The organism is Tautonia plasticadhaerens, from assembly GCF_007752535.1.
In the GTDB taxonomy this organism is placed as follows: Bacteria; Planctomycetota; Planctomycetia; order Isosphaerales; family Isosphaeraceae; genus Tautonia; species Tautonia plasticadhaerens.
On the sequence record NZ_CP036426.1, the window covers coordinates 8,232,068 to 8,249,582 of the forward strand.

At 71.3% G+C, this 17,515-nt stretch carries 13 protein-coding genes and 1 pseudogene; 5 read left to right on the plus strand and 9 right to left on the minus strand.

Annotated elements, in window-relative coordinates; translation table 11 throughout:
- Window positions 1-309: 309 nt before the first annotated feature.
- The 4 genes from ElP_RS32695 to ElP_RS32710 form a co-directional block, all read right to left on the minus strand.
- Window positions 310-606 (minus strand): type II toxin-antitoxin system RelE/ParE family toxin, encoded by a 297-nt coding sequence (locus tag ElP_RS32695; RefSeq protein WP_145277477.1) that lies wholly within the window; start codon window positions 604-606, stop codon window positions 310-312.
- Entirely contained in the window at window positions 603-833 is a 231-nt protein-coding gene (locus ElP_RS32700) for an addiction module protein (protein WP_145277479.1), read from the minus strand. Before ElP_RS32700 ends, ElP_RS32695 begins: the two co-directional genes overlap by 4 nt.
- 235 nt (window positions 834-1,068) lie before the next feature.
- Complete coding sequence (locus ElP_RS32705; protein WP_145277481.1) at window positions 1,069-1,626, minus strand: leucine-rich repeat domain-containing protein; 558 nt, start codon at window positions 1,624-1,626, stop codon at window positions 1,069-1,071.
- 310 nt (window positions 1,627-1,936) lie between these two features.
- The gene (locus tag ElP_RS32710) at window positions 1,937-3,142 is read right to left on the minus strand and encodes a TlpA disulfide reductase family protein (protein WP_145277482.1); all 1,206 of its coding nucleotides are present in this window, start codon (window positions 3,140-3,142) and stop codon (window positions 1,937-1,939) included.
- Between the two features lie 346 nt (window positions 3,143-3,488).
- On the opposite strand from ElP_RS32710, the gene ElP_RS32715 reads away from it, so the two are divergent.
- The 3 genes from ElP_RS32715 to ElP_RS32725 all read left to right on the plus strand — a co-directional run bounded on the left by ElP_RS32715 (window position 3,489) and on the right by ElP_RS32725 (window position 7,001).
- Complete coding sequence (locus ElP_RS32715; protein ID WP_145277484.1) at window positions 3,489-4,568, plus strand: site-2 protease family protein; 1,080 nt, start codon at window positions 3,489-3,491, stop codon at window positions 4,566-4,568.
- A gap of 39 nt (window positions 4,569-4,607) precedes the next feature.
- Window positions 4,608-5,441, plus strand: coding sequence for a homocysteine S-methyltransferase family protein (locus ElP_RS32720; protein WP_145277486.1), 834 nt, complete (start codon window positions 4,608-4,610; stop codon window positions 5,439-5,441).
- Window positions 5,442-5,702: 261 nt separating this feature from the next.
- Window positions 5,703-7,001, plus strand: coding sequence for a glycosyltransferase family 4 protein (locus tag ElP_RS32725; protein WP_145277488.1), 1,299 nt, complete (start codon window positions 5,703-5,705; stop codon window positions 6,999-7,001).
- Window positions 7,002-7,094: 93 nt separating this feature from the next.
- On the opposite strand, the gene ElP_RS32730 is transcribed toward ElP_RS32725, so the two are convergent.
- The 4 genes from ElP_RS32730 to ElP_RS32745 all read right to left on the minus strand — a co-directional run bounded on the left by ElP_RS32730 (window position 7,095) and on the right by ElP_RS32745 (window position 14,976).
- Window positions 7,095-8,516, minus strand: coding sequence for an ammonium transporter (locus tag ElP_RS32730; protein WP_145277490.1), 1,422 nt, complete (start codon window positions 8,514-8,516; stop codon window positions 7,095-7,097).
- A gap of 268 nt (window positions 8,517-8,784) precedes the next feature.
- Window positions 8,785-9,615: an endonuclease/exonuclease/phosphatase family protein gene (locus ElP_RS32735; protein WP_145277492.1), complete on the minus strand. Its 831-nt coding sequence runs from the start codon at window positions 9,613-9,615 to the stop codon at window positions 8,785-8,787.
- A gap of 120 nt (window positions 9,616-9,735) precedes the next feature.
- Entirely contained in the window at window positions 9,736-13,455 is a 3,720-nt protein-coding gene (locus ElP_RS32740; RefSeq protein ID WP_231749346.1) for a PVC-type heme-binding CxxCH protein, read from the minus strand.
- A 297-nt stretch (window positions 13,456-13,752) separates the two neighbouring features.
- Window positions 13,753-14,976 carry an aldo/keto reductase gene (locus ElP_RS32745; RefSeq protein WP_145277494.1) on the minus strand — a complete coding sequence of 408 codons (1,224 nt, stop codon included), beginning with the start codon at window positions 14,974-14,976 and terminating at the stop codon, window positions 13,753-13,755.
- Window positions 14,977-15,195: 219 nt separating this feature from the next.
- Here ElP_RS32745 and ElP_RS32750 point away from each other — a divergent pair, with 219 nt between their 5' ends.
- Entirely contained in the window at window positions 15,196-15,396 is a 201-nt protein-coding gene (locus ElP_RS32750) for a DNA-binding protein (RefSeq protein ID WP_145277496.1), read from the plus strand.
- A gap of 3 nt (window positions 15,397-15,399) precedes the next feature.
- Window positions 15,400-15,792: pseudogene (locus ElP_RS41460) on the plus strand (type II toxin-antitoxin system death-on-curing family toxin).
- Window positions 15,793-15,811: 19 nt separating this feature from the next.
- Here the strand turns inward: ElP_RS41460 and ElP_RS32760 are convergent.
- The gene (locus ElP_RS32760) at window positions 15,812-17,491 is read right to left on the minus strand and encodes a formylmethanofuran dehydrogenase subunit A (RefSeq protein WP_145277498.1); all 1,680 of its coding nucleotides are present in this window, start codon (window positions 17,489-17,491) and stop codon (window positions 15,812-15,814) included.
- Window positions 17,492-17,515 lie beyond the last annotated feature (24 nt).

Below are 17,515 nucleotides of genomic sequence, written 5' to 3' on the forward strand. Positions count from 1 at the left end.
GGCGGACGACGACCGCCCCAGGCCGGCCATCGCCCCCCTCAATAAGATCGAGGATCGGGCGGTCGGCAGTCACAAAATCTCCCCGGGTCTCCGCTCGTGCCCGGCCCGAGGCCCCGGTGACCCGCCGGGTGCCTCGGGTGCATTGGCGGGTGGCCGGGGGCGGGCCAACCACCTCGTGTCGCTGAGCGCCACCAGGTTGCTCGCAACCGCCGCCACTCGCCGCCGGGCCCCACCCGAGCCCGGTCAGATCCATCCCCCTGTCACGGACCGTCGACGGTGCGCCCTCGACGGGAGAGGCCACGAGCGAGGCTAGACCCGCGACTTCCAGATCTTTGGATCACGTTTACTGTGGAACACCGCCAGGACCACGACCCGATGACCTCGGATCCGGTAGAAGATCGAGTACGGATAGGGCTTGACCAGGGCCTTGCGGACATCGCGGTAGACGAGGGCGTGGAGTTCGGGCATGGCACTGATGGAGTCGAAGGTCGCCTGGACACGATCCGCGAACTTGACGCCCAGGCCGATCTCCTGCCGCTCGTACCAGTCGAACGCCTCATCGAACTCGACCCGTGCCGCTCGGCGGATCACGAGCGGCAGGCTCATCGCCCCGCTCTCCTGAGCGCCTCCGACTTGACCTCCTCCCAGGTGACCACGTCGTCCGGAGACGCATCATCGTCCGCAAGGCGACGGTCGATCTCGGCCCGCTGGGCTTCGGTCAGGCCCGGCTCATCTCCACGATCACCCAGGCCCTCCCAGATTCGTTCCACCAGGCGGAGACGATCCTCGATCGGCCACGACTCGACCTCGGCCAGGATGGTTTGCAAGTCCATTGATGGAAACCTACCCGGCGATATGCCGTATAACGAAATCCTTCCGGCTCGGCCCCTCATCGGTCCAATCTACCCAATTCTGCCGGACACGCCCAGAGCGGCGGATGGCCCGGGTGGCCGGGCCAAAGCGTAGCGTGCCCCGGGGTCACAAGCCCCCAGATTCGGGGCACGCTACGCTTTGGCCCGGCCACCCGCCGCCCTTGACAGGGGAGGCCGTGAGAGCGGTTAGGCGGCCTCAATAGTGGGTGATTCGCGTACCGGGTAAGGACCTCTGCAACCTCACCATGCCGTCGTTGCTGATCCTCGTGCCGCCGATGTTCAATTCCTTCAAGCCGCCCAGCTCCTCTAACACAGGGATGCTCGCGTCGCCGATCCGGGTGGAGCCCAGGTAAAGTTCTTCAAGCTGCGACAGTCCATGGAGATGCCGCGCCTCGACGTCCCCGAAAGCCGGATCGGCGATGTATAGGCTGCGGAGGCCGCCGAATGAGCGGAGTTGACGCAAAGCTTCTTGGCTCGGCCCTCGATCGGTGAATCCTACGACGATGACATCGGAGAAAAAGTCATCACCCAGCTTCGTACGCAACCAGTCGGGAATGGGCGGCCTCCCGTTCGGGTCAGGGACTCGGGGATCCCCATTGACGAACTGATGAGCATAGGCGACACCACCGCCGCCCTTCTGGACTGCAGCGACCGCCGCTCGTTGGCGGCGCGCCGAGTTGACCCACCAGGCTAAACCGACCGCAAGGACTGCGACGGCAGCGAGCATTACGCGAAGCGAGACCCGTCGCTTCATGTCGAGGCTTGCCTCCCTTGCCGCCCAAAGAATCCATGTAAGCCGTGGGGCCGCCTCGGGGCAACCTTGAAGTGGTTAACGATCTCTCAATCCCACCGATCCGATGAGCCCCCACGGCCATGACCATCATCGGCATCGACCTGGGCAAGTTCAAGAGCGTCGCCTGCACCTACGACCCCGAGACCCGGCGGGTGGCCGGGGCAAAGCGCAGCGTGCCCCGGAGTCACAGGCCCCCGGATCCGGGGCACGCTGCGCTTTGCCCCGGCCACCCCGCCGCCTCGAACCCTCCGAGCGGACCAGGCCACCGGGCTCAACGCGGTGAGGAGACCGCATCAGGGGCACCGAGCAAGTTCGCAACGGCCCGGTCGAGGTCGTCGCCCCGCACATCCTTGAATCGGATCACGCCGTGGCGGTCGAGCACGAAGATGCTCGGGAACGAGTCGATCCCCCAGCGCGTCGTGATCGGCCCGTCGGTCCCGCCGTCCCACCAGCAGCGCCAGGTGATCTCGCCCGAGGCGATCGCCTCCTTCAGTGCCTCGACCTCCGTGTCGGTATCGACGCTCACGATCGCGAAGGGCTCGTCTTGGTGCCTCGACCGCAGCTCCCGCATCTGGGGATACATGGCCACGCAAGGCCCGCACCAGCTCCCCGTGAAGGTCAGCAAGACGACCTTGCCGCGCGTCTCGCCGAGCGTGAACGGCTTGCCCTCGTGGTCGGCCCCCTCGATCTCGGGCGCGGTCTGGCCTACGTTCAGGCTCCGGGCCGCGAATAACTCGCCGCGCGCGATCTCGGCGATGGACTGCGTGTATTCGGGCATCCGCACGTCGCCGAACTCGGCGATCGCCCGCCCGAGCAGGGCCTCGACCTCCGTGTCGAGGGCGACCGGCTCCTTCTCCTCGACGAACCTGCCGATCGGCTCCGCGGCGAGTTGGCCCTCGAAATTCTTCTGGTTGCCGGGCTTCTCACGCAACATTCGGCAGATGCGGGCCTGCTCGGAGAGGTAGCGTGCCAGCCAGTAGCAGGCCGCGGCCCGGTCGTCGCGGTTCGGGTTCCGATCGAGGATGCGGCGGAGCAGCGCCTCGGCGTCCGGGTACTGCCAGAGCCTCAGCGCGACGTGAGCGAGGTAGTCCCCCTGCCCCGGCCGGCGGTCATCGCCGTGGTCGAGCATCAATTGCAAGGCCCGCGCCGAACCATCCCCGGGACCGGACCCGTTGGTCCGGATCACGAACTTGAGGGCCTCGAAGGCCGCGGGATCGCCGGGGTTGGCACGGGCCAGCTCGAGCGCCGCCTCGACGTTCTTCACCACCTCCTTCAGGTAGCGGTCGATCGGTGCCTGTCGCGCCGCCTCGGTCTGCTCGACCTGCTGGAGTTCTTGTGAGTAGCGTTCACTCGCGGCCGCCTGTGCCGCCTCGATCGCCGCGAGTCGCTCCCCGGGCGTGTCGTCCGCCGCCTGCACCGGCGCCCCGCAGGCTGCCAGGACCAACGCCGCGAGGGCCGCCCCGTGTCGCGTCCACATCAGTGGTTCCCCCCCACTCGTCTCTCAGGAACGACCCCCGTGATGTTCGCCGAGTCTGAGCGAACATCCGACATCTGTCAATGGCCGACTCGGGATGGGCATGAGGCGGGGAATCCCGGGTGATCGGGCGCCGGCCGGGGCGCCGAATTGACGGGCGTCCGATTTGCTGGTGAATCGGGCGACGCGGGTCGATCGGGGCGACGGCCCCGGCCGTTCTCGCCGGGCAACGTCGGCCGGTCGGGTGTCGTTGCGGACGGGCTGGGCGGGGTGCTACACTGATCCTTCTCCCGAAAACGCGACGACCGTCGGACGATTCACGCCCGGTTCCCCCCCCGAGTGGACCGCCATGTCCGATCCCTTCTCCTGGTCGATCAACCTGGGCCGATGGGCGGGCGTCCCGGTCCGGGTGCATTTCCTGCTGGTGCTCTTCGCGGCGGTGAAGCTGCTGGGGGCGTCGCTCTTCGACGCCGAAGGGGAGGGTGACCCGATCCAGACGGCGGCCTGGCTGGGGCTGCTGCTGCTGGCGCTGGCCGCCCACGAGCTGGGGCACGCGGCGGCGGCCTGGCGGCTGGGCATGGAGCCGGACGAGATCCGGCTCTGGCCGCTGGGGAACCTGGCCGGGCCGCACCCGGTGCCGGTCTCCCGGTCGAGGGAGGCGATGGCGGTCGCCCTGGCCGGCCCGCTGACGAGCCTGTCGATCGCCGCGATCCTCTGCACCGGCCTGCTGTTCGCCGACGCCCGGATGGTGCTCAACCCCTTCGGCCTGGCCGGCTCCGGCAGCGGGGCGCCGACCGTCGGCGGCGAGCCGGTCGAGGCCCTGGGCGCCATCTGGCTGATCGGCTGGTTCGGCTACCTCAACTGGGTGCTCTTCCTGGCCAACCTGATCCCGGCCCTGCCCATGGACGCCGGTCGGGCCCTGCGGGCGTATCTCGCCGGGCCGGCCCTCTCGGCCACCCGGGACGGCCTGATCGCGCCCTGGATGGCCCGCTCGTTCGCCGTGTTGCTGGCGATCATCGGGGTGATCCGCATCCTCTTCTTCTCGCCCAACGCCGGGGGCTTCGAGCTGCTCTCGCTGGCGATCCTCATCGAGCTGATGGTCCGGCACGAGACGAGGATGCTGGAGGAGGGCGGCTACTACGAGGACAGCCTCTTCGGCTACGACTTCTCCGAGGGGTACACCAGCCTGGAAGGATCCGGCCCCAAGGTCCGCCCCTACCGGGAGAACGCCCTCGCCCGCTGGCGTCGACGCCGGTCGGACGCGAGGCGGCAGCGCCAGACGGCCAAGGAGGCCGCCGAGGAACGGCGGATGGACGAGATCCTGGCCAAGATCCACACCTCCGGCCGGGACTCCCTCTCCCCCGAGGAGCAGCGCTTCCTGGCCCGGGTCAGCACCAAGTACCGCAAGCGGACCCGGACCCGGGGCTGACCGGGGCGGATGCGGATCGATTCGAATCGGCGGTGATCGATGGCGGATTCCCGATGGCCGGGGCCCGGGGGGGGCGGCCCTCCCCCCCCGATCCTGCTCGACGCCGCGATGGGGACCCGGCTGATCGCCCGGGGACTCGACCTGTCGGGGGATGACCCCTGCCTCTGGTGCCTCGACCGGCCGGAGGAGGTCGCCGAGGTCCACCGGCTCGACGTGATGGCGGGCGCCGACGCGCTGACGACCAACACCTTCGGGGCCAACCGCTCCTGGCTCTCCCGGTTCGGCCGGGCCGGCGAGGTGGGGGCGATCAATCGGGCCGCAGTCGCCCTGGCCCGGGAGGCGGCCGGGCCGGGCCTCCTGGTCCTGGGGTGCCTCGGGCCGACGGCCGAGGGGTCCGAGGTCGAGGTCGAGCAGGCCCTCGCGCTGGCGGCCGGCGGGGTCGACGCCCTGATCCTGGAGACCAACGCCGCCTCCGCCCCGATCGGCCCGAGGCTCGCCGCCCTGGATGCGGCCGTCGGCCTGCCGATGATCCTCACCTTCTCCCTCGCGGTCGACGACGACCCGTTTCCGAGGCTGGGGTATGACGTGTTCGAGCTGCCCTTGCAGGCGATCGGCTGGAACTGCATCCCGCCGCCCCGGGCGGTCGAGCTGCCCGGTCACCTCCGGGGGACGGTCGGGCTGCCCCTGGTGCTCCAGCCGTCGGGGCCCTGGATCGGGTCGGGGCCCGGCGTCGAGCCGACGGCGGAGACGATCGCCCGGCTGGTCGACCAGGGCGTCCGACTCTTCGGCGGCTGCTGCGGCACGACCGAGCGGGACATCGCCGCCCTGCGATCGGCCCTCGGCCCGTCGCCGCTCCGGGCCGGATCGGGATGAGGCGAGGCGGCGGGGCCGAGTCGTCCGGAGGGGAATTCACGCAGGGGCGCGGGGACGCGAAGGAGGACCGAGCGAGGAAGCCGGGCGGAGGAGGTCGGCTCCCGGGGCCCCTGATTCCCGCCCCGCCGCGCGGCCCTGCGTGAAATCCCCCCCCCGAGAATCGGCCTGGAGCGATCGGCCGATCCGTGGTAGACAGGCGGTTCGACCCGGGCCGGGAGGGCCCGGGGAGGTGAGCACGATCCGCCGCCAGGGAGGGCACCGATGAGGATCTGCATGGTCACGACCTTCTTCGGCGCCCACAGCTTCGGCGGCGACGCGGCGTACGTCGAACGCCTGGCCGGGGCCCTGGCGAGGAGGGGGCACGAGGTCCACGTCGCCCACTGCGTCGACGCCTTCGAGTCCGTCCGGGGCGGTCACCCGCTCCGCCCCTTCGAGCCGCCGCCGGGGGTCACGGTCCACCCGCTCAAGAGCCGGTTCGGCATCCTCTCGCCGATCGCCACCCAGGCCACCGGGCGGCCCTACTTCAAGGCCGAGGCGCTGAAGGGCCTGATCGACGACGTGAAGACCGACGTCGTCCACTTCCACAACATCTCGCTCGTCGGCGGCCCCGCGGTGCTGGAGCTGGGCAGCCATGCCGTCCGGATCATGACGGCGCATGAGCACTGGCTGATCTGCCCGATGCACCTGCTCTGGAAGTACGACCGCCGGCGCTGCGAGACGCCGAACTGCGCCTCGTGCTGCCTCGCGGGCAGGAGGCCGCCGCAGGCGTGGCGGTCGACCGGGCTGATCGGCCGATCGCTCCGGCAGCTCGACGCCCTGGTCTTCCCCAGCCGGCACGCCCTGGAGGAGCACCGGGCCCGGGGGATCGGCGCCCCCCTGGTCCACCTGCCGTACTTCCTGCCGGACGACTGGTCCGGGGGCATCGAGGACGAGGACCCGCCCGTCCCTGCCCGGCCCTACGTCGCGGCGGCCGGCCGGCTGGTGCGCATGAAGGGGTTCCAGCGGCTGATCCCGCTGATGAAATACCTGCCCGAGGTCGACCTGAAGATCGCCGGCACCGGGCCGCATGAGGGCCGCCTCCGGGAGCTGGCCCGGGGCCTGCCGAACGTGCAATTCGAGGGCCTGCTCGGCCGGGAGGGGCTGGCCCGGCTCTTCCACGGGGCGAGGGCAGTGGTCGTGCCGTCGCTGTTCCCGGAGACGTTCGGCTACGTCGTTCTGGAGGCGTTCTCGGTCCGCACCCCGGTGATCGTCGACGCCGACGCCGGCGCCCTGTTCGAGAACGCCGCGCTCAGCGGCGGCGGCCTCTCCTACCGGACCGACGCCGAATTGCTCTGGTCGATCCGACGGCTCGTCCACGACGACGACCTGCGCGACGAGTTGTCGCACGCCGGCTACTCCCGCCGGATCAACGAGTGGTCCGAGGCCGCCCACCTCGACCGCTACTTCGAGCTGATCGCCACCATCCGGGCCGGCCGGGCCTCGCGGGGCCCCCACCTGCCGACGGCCGGGGCGACCCGGCCGGGGCCGAGTCGGGTCGCCGGGCGGGTGGGAGAGGGCTGAGCGTCGGCCGGCGGAGCAAGACGGCGGATGCCCGATGGGTCCGGCCCTCGGTCACCCGCCGTCGGTCGATCCTCGGCTCGTCACCCGGCCGCGTCAGCCGCGGTCGCCGGCATACTCCGGCTTCGGCGCCCCGGCGTGGCTGTTGCCATTCCCATTGCCATTCCCGTTCGCGTGGCCGTTGCCGTTGGCGGCGGCCCCGGTGGCGAGGAGGGCGCCGCCGAGGGCGGTCTCGCCGTGCTGGCTGAGGTCCAGGCCGATCAGCTCCTGCTCCTCGGAGACGCGGAGCGGCAGGATCAGCCCGACGACCTTGTACAGGATCAGCGAGCCGACGAACGTGAAGGCCGAGACGATCACCAGCGCCAGCATGTGATAGCCGAAGAGGGTGGTCTCGCCCTCGGCCAGGCCGCCGTCGGCGAAGACGCCGGTGAGGATCATCCCCACGATGCCGCCGACGCCGTGGCAGGGGAAGACGTCGAGCGTGTCGTCCAGGGTCGACTTCGTCTTCATGTGCACGGCGAGGTTGCTGACGACGCTGGCCACCAGGCCGATGACGATGCTCTCCCGGACGGTGACGAAGCCGGCCGCCGGGGTGATCGCCACCAGGCCGACCACGGCGCCGATGCAGGCGCCCAGGGCCGAGGGCTTCTTGCCGAGCATCCAGTCCCAGAAGATCCAGCCGAGCATCGCGGCGGCCGACGCGGTGTTCGTGGTGGCGAAGGCGGTGGCCGCCAGCTCATTGGCGCCCAGGGCCGAGCCGGCGTTGAAGCCGAACCAGCCGAACCAGAGCATGCCGGTGCCCAGCAGCACGAACGGGATGTTCGCCGGCACGTGCTCCTCCCGGGCCTTGTGGCTCTTGCGGCGGCCGAGGATCATCGCCCCGGCCAGGGCCGCGAAGCCGGCCGACATGTGCACCACCGTGCCGCCAGCGAAGTCGAGCACGCCCCACTTCCGCAGCAGGCCGTCGGGGTGCCAGGTCATGTGCGCCAGCGGCGAGTAGATCAGGACGCTGAAGAGCACCATGAACAGCAGGTAGCTGGAGAACCGCACCCGCTCGGCGAACGAGCCGGTGATCAGCGCGGGGGTGATGATGGCGAACTTCAGCTGGAACAGGGCGAAGATCAGCAGCGGGACCGTGGGCGAGAGGGCCTCGCTCGTCGCGCCGCCGACGCCGTCGAACATGAAGAAGGTCAGCGGGTTGCCGATCACGCCGCCGATGCTGTCGCCGAAGGCCAGGCTGAAGCCGAAGGCCACCCAGAGCAGGCTGATCACGCCCAGGGCGATCACGCTCTGCAACATGGTCGAGACCACGTTCTTGAACCCGACCATGCCGCCGTAGAAGAACGACAGGCCCGGCGTCATCAGCAGCACCAGGGCCGCCGCGGTGAGCATCCAGGCCGTGTCCCCCGTGTCCAGCGGGCCGCCCGGCGCCACCTCGGTCGGGCTGCCCTTGACGAATAACGCGACGACCGCCAAGGCGGCCAGGGTCAGGAAGGGGAGAGGCTTTGCACGATTCATGGGCGTTCCCGTCGCAATAAGAGGCAGGAGAGGTGTGCGGTCGCACCTGTTGGGAGGGCCTGGCGTGATGCCCGCCTTCGGGCGAATGCCGGCCATCTCGTTTCGCCGTTTCGGCTTACGACGAGAGCACTCGTCTCGTCGCCGCACGACCGCCGGAGAGGGATTCCGACGGGGACCGATGTAAGGCATGCGGCATGCCGTCACATTCGGCGGCAGGTGCGAGCGAATCTCCGGATGTGCCGCGCCGGAGGGTCGCCGCCCCGGCGGATCAGCCCTCGTCGCCCACCAGTTCCAGCACGGCGAAGATCGGCCGGTGGTCGGAGGCGACCGCCTCGTCGAGCACCCGGACCTCCACCGTCCTCCAGCGCCCCTCCGGCCTCAGCAGGATGTAGTCGATCTGCCGGGTCGGCTCGGCGACCGGGAAGGTGGGCATCGGCTCGGGGTTGGCCCGGGCCCACGACTCGTCAAACCGTCGCAGCACGGCGCTGTCGGGCAGGGCGTTCAGGTCTCCCATCAGCACCGTCGGCCGATCGGGCTCCTCGGCCGCCAGCCCGGCGATCAGGGCGGCCGAGTCCAGCCGCTCGCCGTCATCGCGCCGGTAGTCGAAGTGGGTGGCGAAGATCCGGATCGGCCCGGCGTCCCCGGGGCCGTCCAGGTCGACGACCAGGCAGCCGCGCCGTTCTCCCTCGTGGTGGCTGGGGAGGGGGACGTTCCGGCTGTCGAGGATCGGCAGCTTCGACAGCAGGGCGTTGCCGTAGTCGCCCCCCTGATGGGTGATGTTCCGCTCGAAGACGGCCACCGTGCCGGTCAGCCGGGCCAGCTCGGCCGGCACGTCAATCCGGCCGGAGCGCTCGACGCCGCGGTCGACCTCCTGGAGCGCGACCACGTCCGGCCGGACCTCGTTGATGACCCGGGCGATGCGTCCCAGGTCGATGACGTCGTCCATGCCCCGGCCGTGGTGGATGTTGTAGCTCAGGACGCGGAGCCGGACGGGCTCGTCGGCTCGGGCGGTTCCGGCGACGACCGCGGGGAAGGACAGCGCCAGCGCGGCGACCAGGGGCCGGAAACCGACGACGATCCCGGAGCGATCTCGGATCATGGTGCCCTCGACGAGGATGAGGTGGGGAAGCGGTTCGATGGACGAAGAACCCCGCGTGACCCGCCGAACGGGCCACGCGGGGCCGAGTCTCAGTTCGAGTCGTTGCTCAACGGGCCGGCCTCAGCGGGCCGAGACCTTGCGGCCCTCGGGGGCGCGGAACTCCAGGGGGGCGTCGGCGACGAAGGTGGCGACGAGGCCGGAGTCGGGGCCGCCGGGGAGGCGGAGGACGAGGTCGTGGGCCCCTCGGGAGAGGTCGAGGGAGACGGACCGGGTGGGGTCGTCTCCGGAGGGGGCGGGGAGGTCGAGTTCCTCGCCGTCGAGCCAGGCGCGGAGGCCGGCCGAGGGGGAGTCGACGACGAGGGTGGCCGGCAGGTCGGCCGGGGAGGCGACCGGGGAGTGCAGGTAGACGGCCCGGTCGGCGTCGGGTCCGGCGAGGGCGGAGAGGTCGATGCGGCCCTCGGCGTCGGCCCGGAGGCGTCTCCAGGACTGCGACCGGCCGTCGGCCCCCCGGACGGGGAGCGCGGTGTCGATGGGCCCGGCCGGGTCGACGGCGGGCTCGCCCTCGGCCTCGGCCAGCGGGCCGACGGCCTGGAACTCGCCGACGATGCTGACGGGCTGCTTCAGGGTCTCGAGGAAGGCGAGCAGGTCGACGAGCTGGGCGTCGGTCATCTGCTGGGCGAGGCCCTCGGGCATCAGCGAGACGTCGCTGGTGCGCCTCTCGTCGATGTCGCCCGGGTCGATCTCGATCCGCTGGCCCTCGGCGGTCTTCAGGACGAGGCGGTCGGCGGTCTCCTCGACGGGCAAGCCGGTGAGGATCCGGCCATCGGCCAGCGCGACGACATAACTGCGGAAGTTGTAGCCGATGGCGGCGCCGGGGCTGAGGATGGAGGTGAGCAGGCCGTCCTTGCCGTACTTGGTGCCGATGGTGGAGAGGTCCGGGCCGACCCAGCGCCCCCGGCCCTGGACGCGGTGGCAGCCGGCGCAGGAGGTCTCCCCGGCGGAGGCGAACGCCTCACGCCCGGCCTCGGGGTCGCCTTGGCGGGAGAGCAGCTCCTCGAAGGGTGGCAAGGGCCGGCCGCCGCCGATCCCGGCGAGGGGGAGGGCCTCGGCGGCCCGGCGTCGGACGCCCTGGTCGGGGTGGGCGTTGAGCAGGGTGGTGGCCTCGGACTTCAGGTCGTCGGGCAGGTCGCCCTGCTCGGCCCGGCCGAGCAGGCGATGGGCGGTCTCGACCTGCATGGAGGCCGACCGGAGGGCCTCCCGGCGGAGGCCGAGCGGATAGCCGGGGTCGGCGAGGATGGCGATGAGCTGGTCGCGGTCGACCCCCAGCTCCGGCAGGGTCCGGAGGGCGGCCTCGGCGACGGGGTCGGAGCCGCCGGACTGCTTGACGCGCTCGACCATCGCCTCGAGCAGCGGCCGGGCGCCGCCCGACTTGAGCCGGCCGAGGGCCTCGACGGCGGCGATCCGGACCGGGGTGGACGCCGAGTCGTCCTTGACGAAGGCCATGATCGCGTCGGCATAATCCGGGTCGCCGGTGGCGGCGGCGGCGGCGATGCCCTCGGCCCGGGTGTCGGCGAAGTCGATGGCGGCCCGGATCGCCTGGGAGACCCGGGGGTCGTCGGCGGCCTCCCGCCAGTCCCCGGAGAGGCGACGGCCGAGGGTGTCGAGGACCTGGCGCTCCCGGACGGGGTCGTCGATCTCGAAGAGGAGATCCGCCAGGGCGAGGGCGCCGCTCGGGTCGGTGATCTGCGAGAGCACGTCGTCGGCGGCCTGCTGGAGGTCGGGCGTGGCCAGCCTCGGCAGGATCCGGGTCAGCAGCGGGAGCACCTCGGGGCCGTGGATCTGCCACATCAGGCCGAGGGTCTTGCTCAGGGCATTGGCCGGCGGCAGCACGTCGGTGGCGGCGAGGAAGGCCTCGTTGCGGTCGACCGGGAAGTACGGCGGCAGGGCGGCGCTGCTGGTCCCGCCGGCCGCGTCGAGGTCGAGGTTGCCGTAGAGGGTGCCGTCGAACAGCCCGGCGAGGTAGCCCGGCTCACGGCCCCGCAACGCGACGCCGAGGGCCTCCAGGTACCAGCGGTCGCGGCCGTCCCACGAGGCGGCGAGCGACGTCAGGGCCTCGCCGACCCGGTCGGTGGGCAGGTACCGGAAGGCGAGGATCAGCTCCCGGCGGACCCCGGCGTCAGGGTCGTCGACCTGGGAGACGAGGGCGTCGAGGTGCTCGGCCGCGGCGGGCGGTTGCGGCCGGGCGTCGTCGAGGTACTCGACAGTCCCCTCGCGGCTCACGTCCCGGCCGAGGATGCGGACGGCCTGCTCGCGGATCCGGGGCTCGGCGTCGTCCAGGGCGAGGAGGGCGGCCCGGTCCCCCTCGATGGCGTGCTTGACCCAGAGGGCCCGGGCCCGCTGGATGGGCTCACCCGCGCGATACAGGGCGTTCAAGGCCTCGACGGCGGCCCCTCCCCGGGCGATCAGGCCGCGACGGGCGGCGTCCTGGGTGGCGACGTTGGGGGACTGCAACGCGAGGACCAGGCCGTCGATCGAGCCGAAGTCGGGGGCGGAATGCTCGGGACTTGCTCCCTTCGGGACGACCCGGTAGATGCGCCCGGTGGTCTGGTCGCTGAAGGCGTGGCCGCCGACCCCGGCGTCGTACCAGTCGGCGACGAAGACGGAGCCGTCCGGCGCGGCGGTCATGTCGACGGGGCGGAACCAGGGGTCGTCCGAGGACATGAGCACCTCGTACTCGGTGCGGAAGGCGGCCCCCTCCCGGGTGATCGGGAAGGAGTTGATCTGTCGGGTGCCGGCGTCGGCCTCGAAGACGGCGCCGAGGTACGGCTCGGGGAGCAGGCCGCCCTCGTACACCATGATGCCGCAGGGGCTGCCGTTGCCGGTGCCGACGAGCTTGGGGACGTTGCCGGGGACCTCCTCCCCCCAGTGCCGGGGGCTGCCGGGGGTCCGATAGCCGTAGGAGCCGCCGTCCATCACCCAGATGACCCGGCAGCCGCGGTTGCCGTCGTCGTCGTTGTCGGAGGTGAAGATGTTGCCGAACGAGTTCAGGCTGGTCTCGTAGTTGTTCCGCTGGCGGTCGGCGATGACCTCGAACCGGGTGCCGTCCCGGTTGACGCGGAGGGTGTTGGCGAGCTGGTCGGAGGAGACCCGTCGGCCGGAGGCGTCGGTCACGTCGAAGTTCTGGGTGCGGTCGCCGCCGTCGGGCTGGACGGAGCAGCAGCCGTCGCCGTGGGTGAAGTACAGCGAGCCGTCGAGGCCGAGGACCATGCCGTGCACGCCGTGGTCGCTGTCGATGCCGCCGAAGCCGGTGAGCAGCGGGTAGCGGAGGTCGGCCTTGTCGTCGCCGTCGGTGTCCTCCAGCACGAGGAGGTTCGGGCTGTTGCCGACGTAGACGCGGCAGCCGGCGTAGCGGCCCGCCTCGTCGTACCGCTCCTCCACGGCGATGCCCATCGGCACGGGGAAGATCTGGTCGGCGAAGACGGTGACGGTGTCGGCCTTCCCGTCGCCGTCGGCGTCCTCGAGGATCTTGATCGCGTCGGCCTCGCCGATCCGGGAGAACTCGCGGTTGCGCTCGCGGGTGAGGCGGTAGTTGAGCCCCTCGGTGACCCAGACGCGCCCCCGGGAGTCGACGTCGATGTTGGTGGGGTTCACCACCATCGGCTCGGCGGCCCAGAGGGTGGCCTCCAGCCCGTCGGCCACCTTGACCTGGGCGGCGGACTGCTCGGGCCCGACCTGGCCCCGGGCGGCCGTCGGGCAGAGGGCGAGCGTCATCCCCCCCGCCATCAGCGCCCCGAAGGCGACGATCCTGGTGCGGTGCGATCCTGGGCGCGAGAGCGACATCGGCGACTCCTGGCTTGGCTCGATCGGGTTCGCGCCATCCCGGCCCGGCGAGCCGGGACGGCGCGAGGGCGGCCGGACCCCTTCGATCGCGGCGGGGCAGAGGGCTCCCGCCGCGCGATGGTCCCATTGTCCCGTCCCGATCCGTTCGAGTCCAGGCGCAGGGAGGGGGGCGGGACCGGACATCCCGAAGGCGGAGGAGGGAGGGCCGACGGCCGGACAGGTCGGCACTCAACCCATCGCCCTCGGCCATCCGGCGCCCGTGGGCCGTCGGCCCTCCGCCCCCGATTTTCCGCCCGATCAGGCGGGCTGGAGTTCGACCTTGCGGCCGGCCAGGGCGAGGTTCTCGGCGATGTAGGTCTCGTCCCAGAGGTTGGAGATGACGGCGGCGATCCGGGGGTTCTGGAGGGCCCAGACGTAGGCCTTCTGGGGGGCCTTCAGGTCGTCCCCGGGGACGATCCGCTGGACCTTCTGGATCCGCCAGTCGGGCACCGGCTGGAGCGGCGTGTGGTGGGTGGCGACGGCCATCGCCACCTTCATGGCGATGATGCCGAGGTCCTTGTCGGAGGCGTGTCGGATCGCGTCGTCGACGTAGCCGCCGTTGACCACGTTGTAGGCCATCATCACGAGGTCGTAATGCCCGGCGTCGGCGGCGGCCTTCAGCACGCCGGCCGGGTCGTTGTGCGAGGTGACGCCGAGGAATCGGACCTTGCCCTGCTGCTTCAGCTGCTTGAAGGCGTCGAGGATCGCGGGGCTGTCGAGATCCTCCGGGGCGTCGGCGCCGTGGGGGCACATGAGGATGTCGACGTGGTCGGTGCCGAGGCGGCGGAGGCTCCCCTCCAGCGACTCGACGATCGTGTCGCGGAGAATCGCATTGTCCTCGACCCGATCCCGGTACTCGGCCAGCATGGCGATCCGGAGGTACGCCGGGTCGTAGGAGTCGGGCTGGCCGGGGAAGTACGTGAGGAAATAGCCGGGCTTCTTCACCCCTCGGCGCTCGATGATCTCATCCGCCCGGGCCCGGATCTCCTCCTGCTCGCCCGCGGGGAGTTTGTCGAAGGCGTCCTTGTACATCTGGTTGCGCACGCGGTTGAGCGGGCTGACCTTGGTGGCCAGGAACACGCGGTCCCGGCCGACCGAGGGCTCCTTGATGAGCTTGCCCCAGGCCTCCTCGGTGCCGCCGTCGTGGTAGGCCGGGGCCATGTCGAGGTAGTTCAGGCCGCGTTCGATGGCCCGGAGCATGTGCCGGTAGTTGTCCGGGGTGATCGGGTCGCCGCCGGCGACGACCTCGGAGACCATCAGGTTCGTCCGGCCGAGCCGGCGGTAGGCCATGCCGTCCTGCCGGTTCCGCCACTCGGGCTCGCCCCCCGGCTTCGGGGCCTCCCCGGCCTCCTGGGCCGAGGCCCCCGGGGCGGCCAGGGCGCCGGGGCCGAGGGCCAACGCGGCGGTGCCGGTCTGGAGGAAGGATCGGCGGTCGACGCCGGGGTCGTCGGACCGGGTCCGGGGGGATCGGGGCGGGGTCATCGGGGGCCTCCTCTGTCCGGGGTCGGGTTCGGAGTCTCGGGGAGCGGGATCATCGATCGGCCGGGACGGTTCCCGCCCCCCAGGGGTTTCGGCAAACGTCGCGCCGGAGGCCGAAGTCGGCCTTCGCCCCTCTCGCGGTACGATCCTATAATGAGCAGCGTAGGCGCTGTGAAGGACTCGGTCCCGGGCGTTGCCAGGGGCCGCCCAAACGAGGTCCGCATGATGGCCACACTGACGATCGAGCTCTCCGAGGATCAGGAGCGTCAACTCCTCGACCGCGCCCGGGAGGCAGGAACGACCCCGGAACAGCTCCTCCGGGCCGGTATCGCCGAATGGCTCGCCCGCCCCCGCGACGACTTCTCCGAAGCGGCGGAGTACGTCCTCGAAAAGAATGCCGAACTCTACCGGCGGTTGGCGTAGGCCATGAGGTTCCTGACCCTGGATGAGGTCATTGCCCTGCACCGCCTGGTGATCGCCCGGTCCGGCGGGTCGCCGGGCCTACGCGACCCCGGTGCGTTGGATTCCGCCGTCTCCCAGCCGAGGATGACGTTCGGCGGCGAGGACCTCTACCCGACCCTGGTCGACTAGGCTGCCGCCCTCGGGTTCTCCCTGGTGATGAACCACGCCTTCGTCGATGGCAACAAGCGAATCGGCCACGCCGCGATGGAGACGTTCCTCGTGATCAATGGGGCGGAAATCGCCGCCTCGGTCGACGAGCAGGAGCGAGTCATCCTGGACCTGGCAGCCGGCCTGATCAAACGAGAGGCGTTCCCGGAATGGCTCCGGTCTCGCGTCGTCGAGCGATCCCGGCCGTGAGCGACGGCGGTTCCTGGGCTCAACCCCCGCCGCCGGGGACGACCTCGGCCGTCGGCAGGGCGTCGCCGGGGATGGCGTAGTTGGCGAATCGGACGGAGTAATCGCGCTCGAACCACTCGCGGATCGCCGGCAGGCGGCCGGGGTCGTAGCCGGGGGCGGTGACGAAGGTGCGGCCGACCGGCTCGGCGACGACGATGCCGTCCTCGACGACCATCGCGCCGGACTTGAAGACCCATCGGGGGCGCCCGAACATGGCACGGCGGTCACGATCCGGGGAATAAATGGCGATATCTGCATCCGCCCCGGGTCCGAGGTGGCCCTTCCGGGCGTCGAGGCCGAGCATCCGGGCGGGGGCGGCCCGGGTGAGGATGGCGACCTCGGAGAGGGAGTATTCGCGGTCCAGCTCGTGGATGACGGAGCGGTCCCGGAGGGCCCCGGGCATGGTCGCCAGGGCCTCGGCCCGGAAGGCGCGATCCATCAGCAGGTAGATCATCTCCGGGTAGCGGTAGAAGGCGCCGCCGTTGGGGTGGTCGCTGGTCAGGGCGACCCGCCAGGGGTCGTCCATGAGCAGGTACCACTCCAGGGCGATGGCCCACTGCACGGCGGCGATCAGGTTCTTCTCGGGCAGGTACTCGATGGGGATGACGCCGCAACTGCCCTCCTGCTCGACGTCGGCGTTGTACCAGGGGCCGCCGAGCTGGCGATGCAGGCGGTCGCCGGCCCGGGGGTCGCCGGTGAGGATCATCGCCGGGCCGGGGCTGACGTGGCCGACGTCGACGGTCAATTCCTTGTGGCGCCGGACGTGGTCCAGCAGCTTCGGCACGGCGGAGCGGAAGCTGCGGGGGTCGGACGGGTCCCCGCCGTAGCTGTGGAACTGGATGTGGGCGAAGTGGCCGCGATGGCCTTCGAGGGCCTCCATCGTGGCCAGGGTCGTCCGCCAGTTGCCGGGGATGCCGAGGTTGTTGCAGTGGATGTGGACCGGGTGCGGCAGGTCCAGCCGGTCGGCCGAGGCCGCCAGCCCCCGGACGACCTGCCGGGGGGAGGCGCCGAAGCCCACGACGTCCTCGTCCAGCTCCCGGACGGCCTTCCGGCTGACCTGCTTGTAGTCCTCCACGTCGCCGGGGTTGACGACCTTGATGGCGAAGCCCTTCGCCGCGTCGAGGGCCCAGGCGCAGTAGGCGTCGAGCGCCTCCTGGTCATCCCTGGCGGCGCAGTCGAGCACGCGGTGGGCGTTGCCGAGCAGGGCGTAGAAGCCGTTGTCGAGGATCGGCGTGGCGAGCAGCTCGTCGTGGGCGGCCCTGGCGTGCAGGGGGGGGATGGCCGCGTCCATGGCGGTGGTGTAGCCGATGCCGGCGAAGAGGTGGCCGGTGGCGCCGGTCGTGGGCACCCGGCCGACGAGGCCGGACCGGGTCGACGGGGTGCGGCGGATCGCCGGCCCCTCCCGGAAGGCGGCGGGGGACATCAGTCGGCCGGCGTTGACCTTCGGCCCGGCGACGTGGCAATGCATGTCGATCCCGCCCGGCATCACCGCGAAGCCGGAGGCGTCGACCGTCCGTCCCGAGTACGCCCCGGGGTCGTCGGGGGGCGGCACGATCCGGCCGTCGGCGACCCAGAGGTCCATCACTCGGCCGTCGACGTCGTGGACCGGGTCGTAGACGGTGCCGCCGGCGATCCGGAGGGTGGGCGATGACTCGGCGATCGGTTCGTCTCCCTGGGGGGTGTC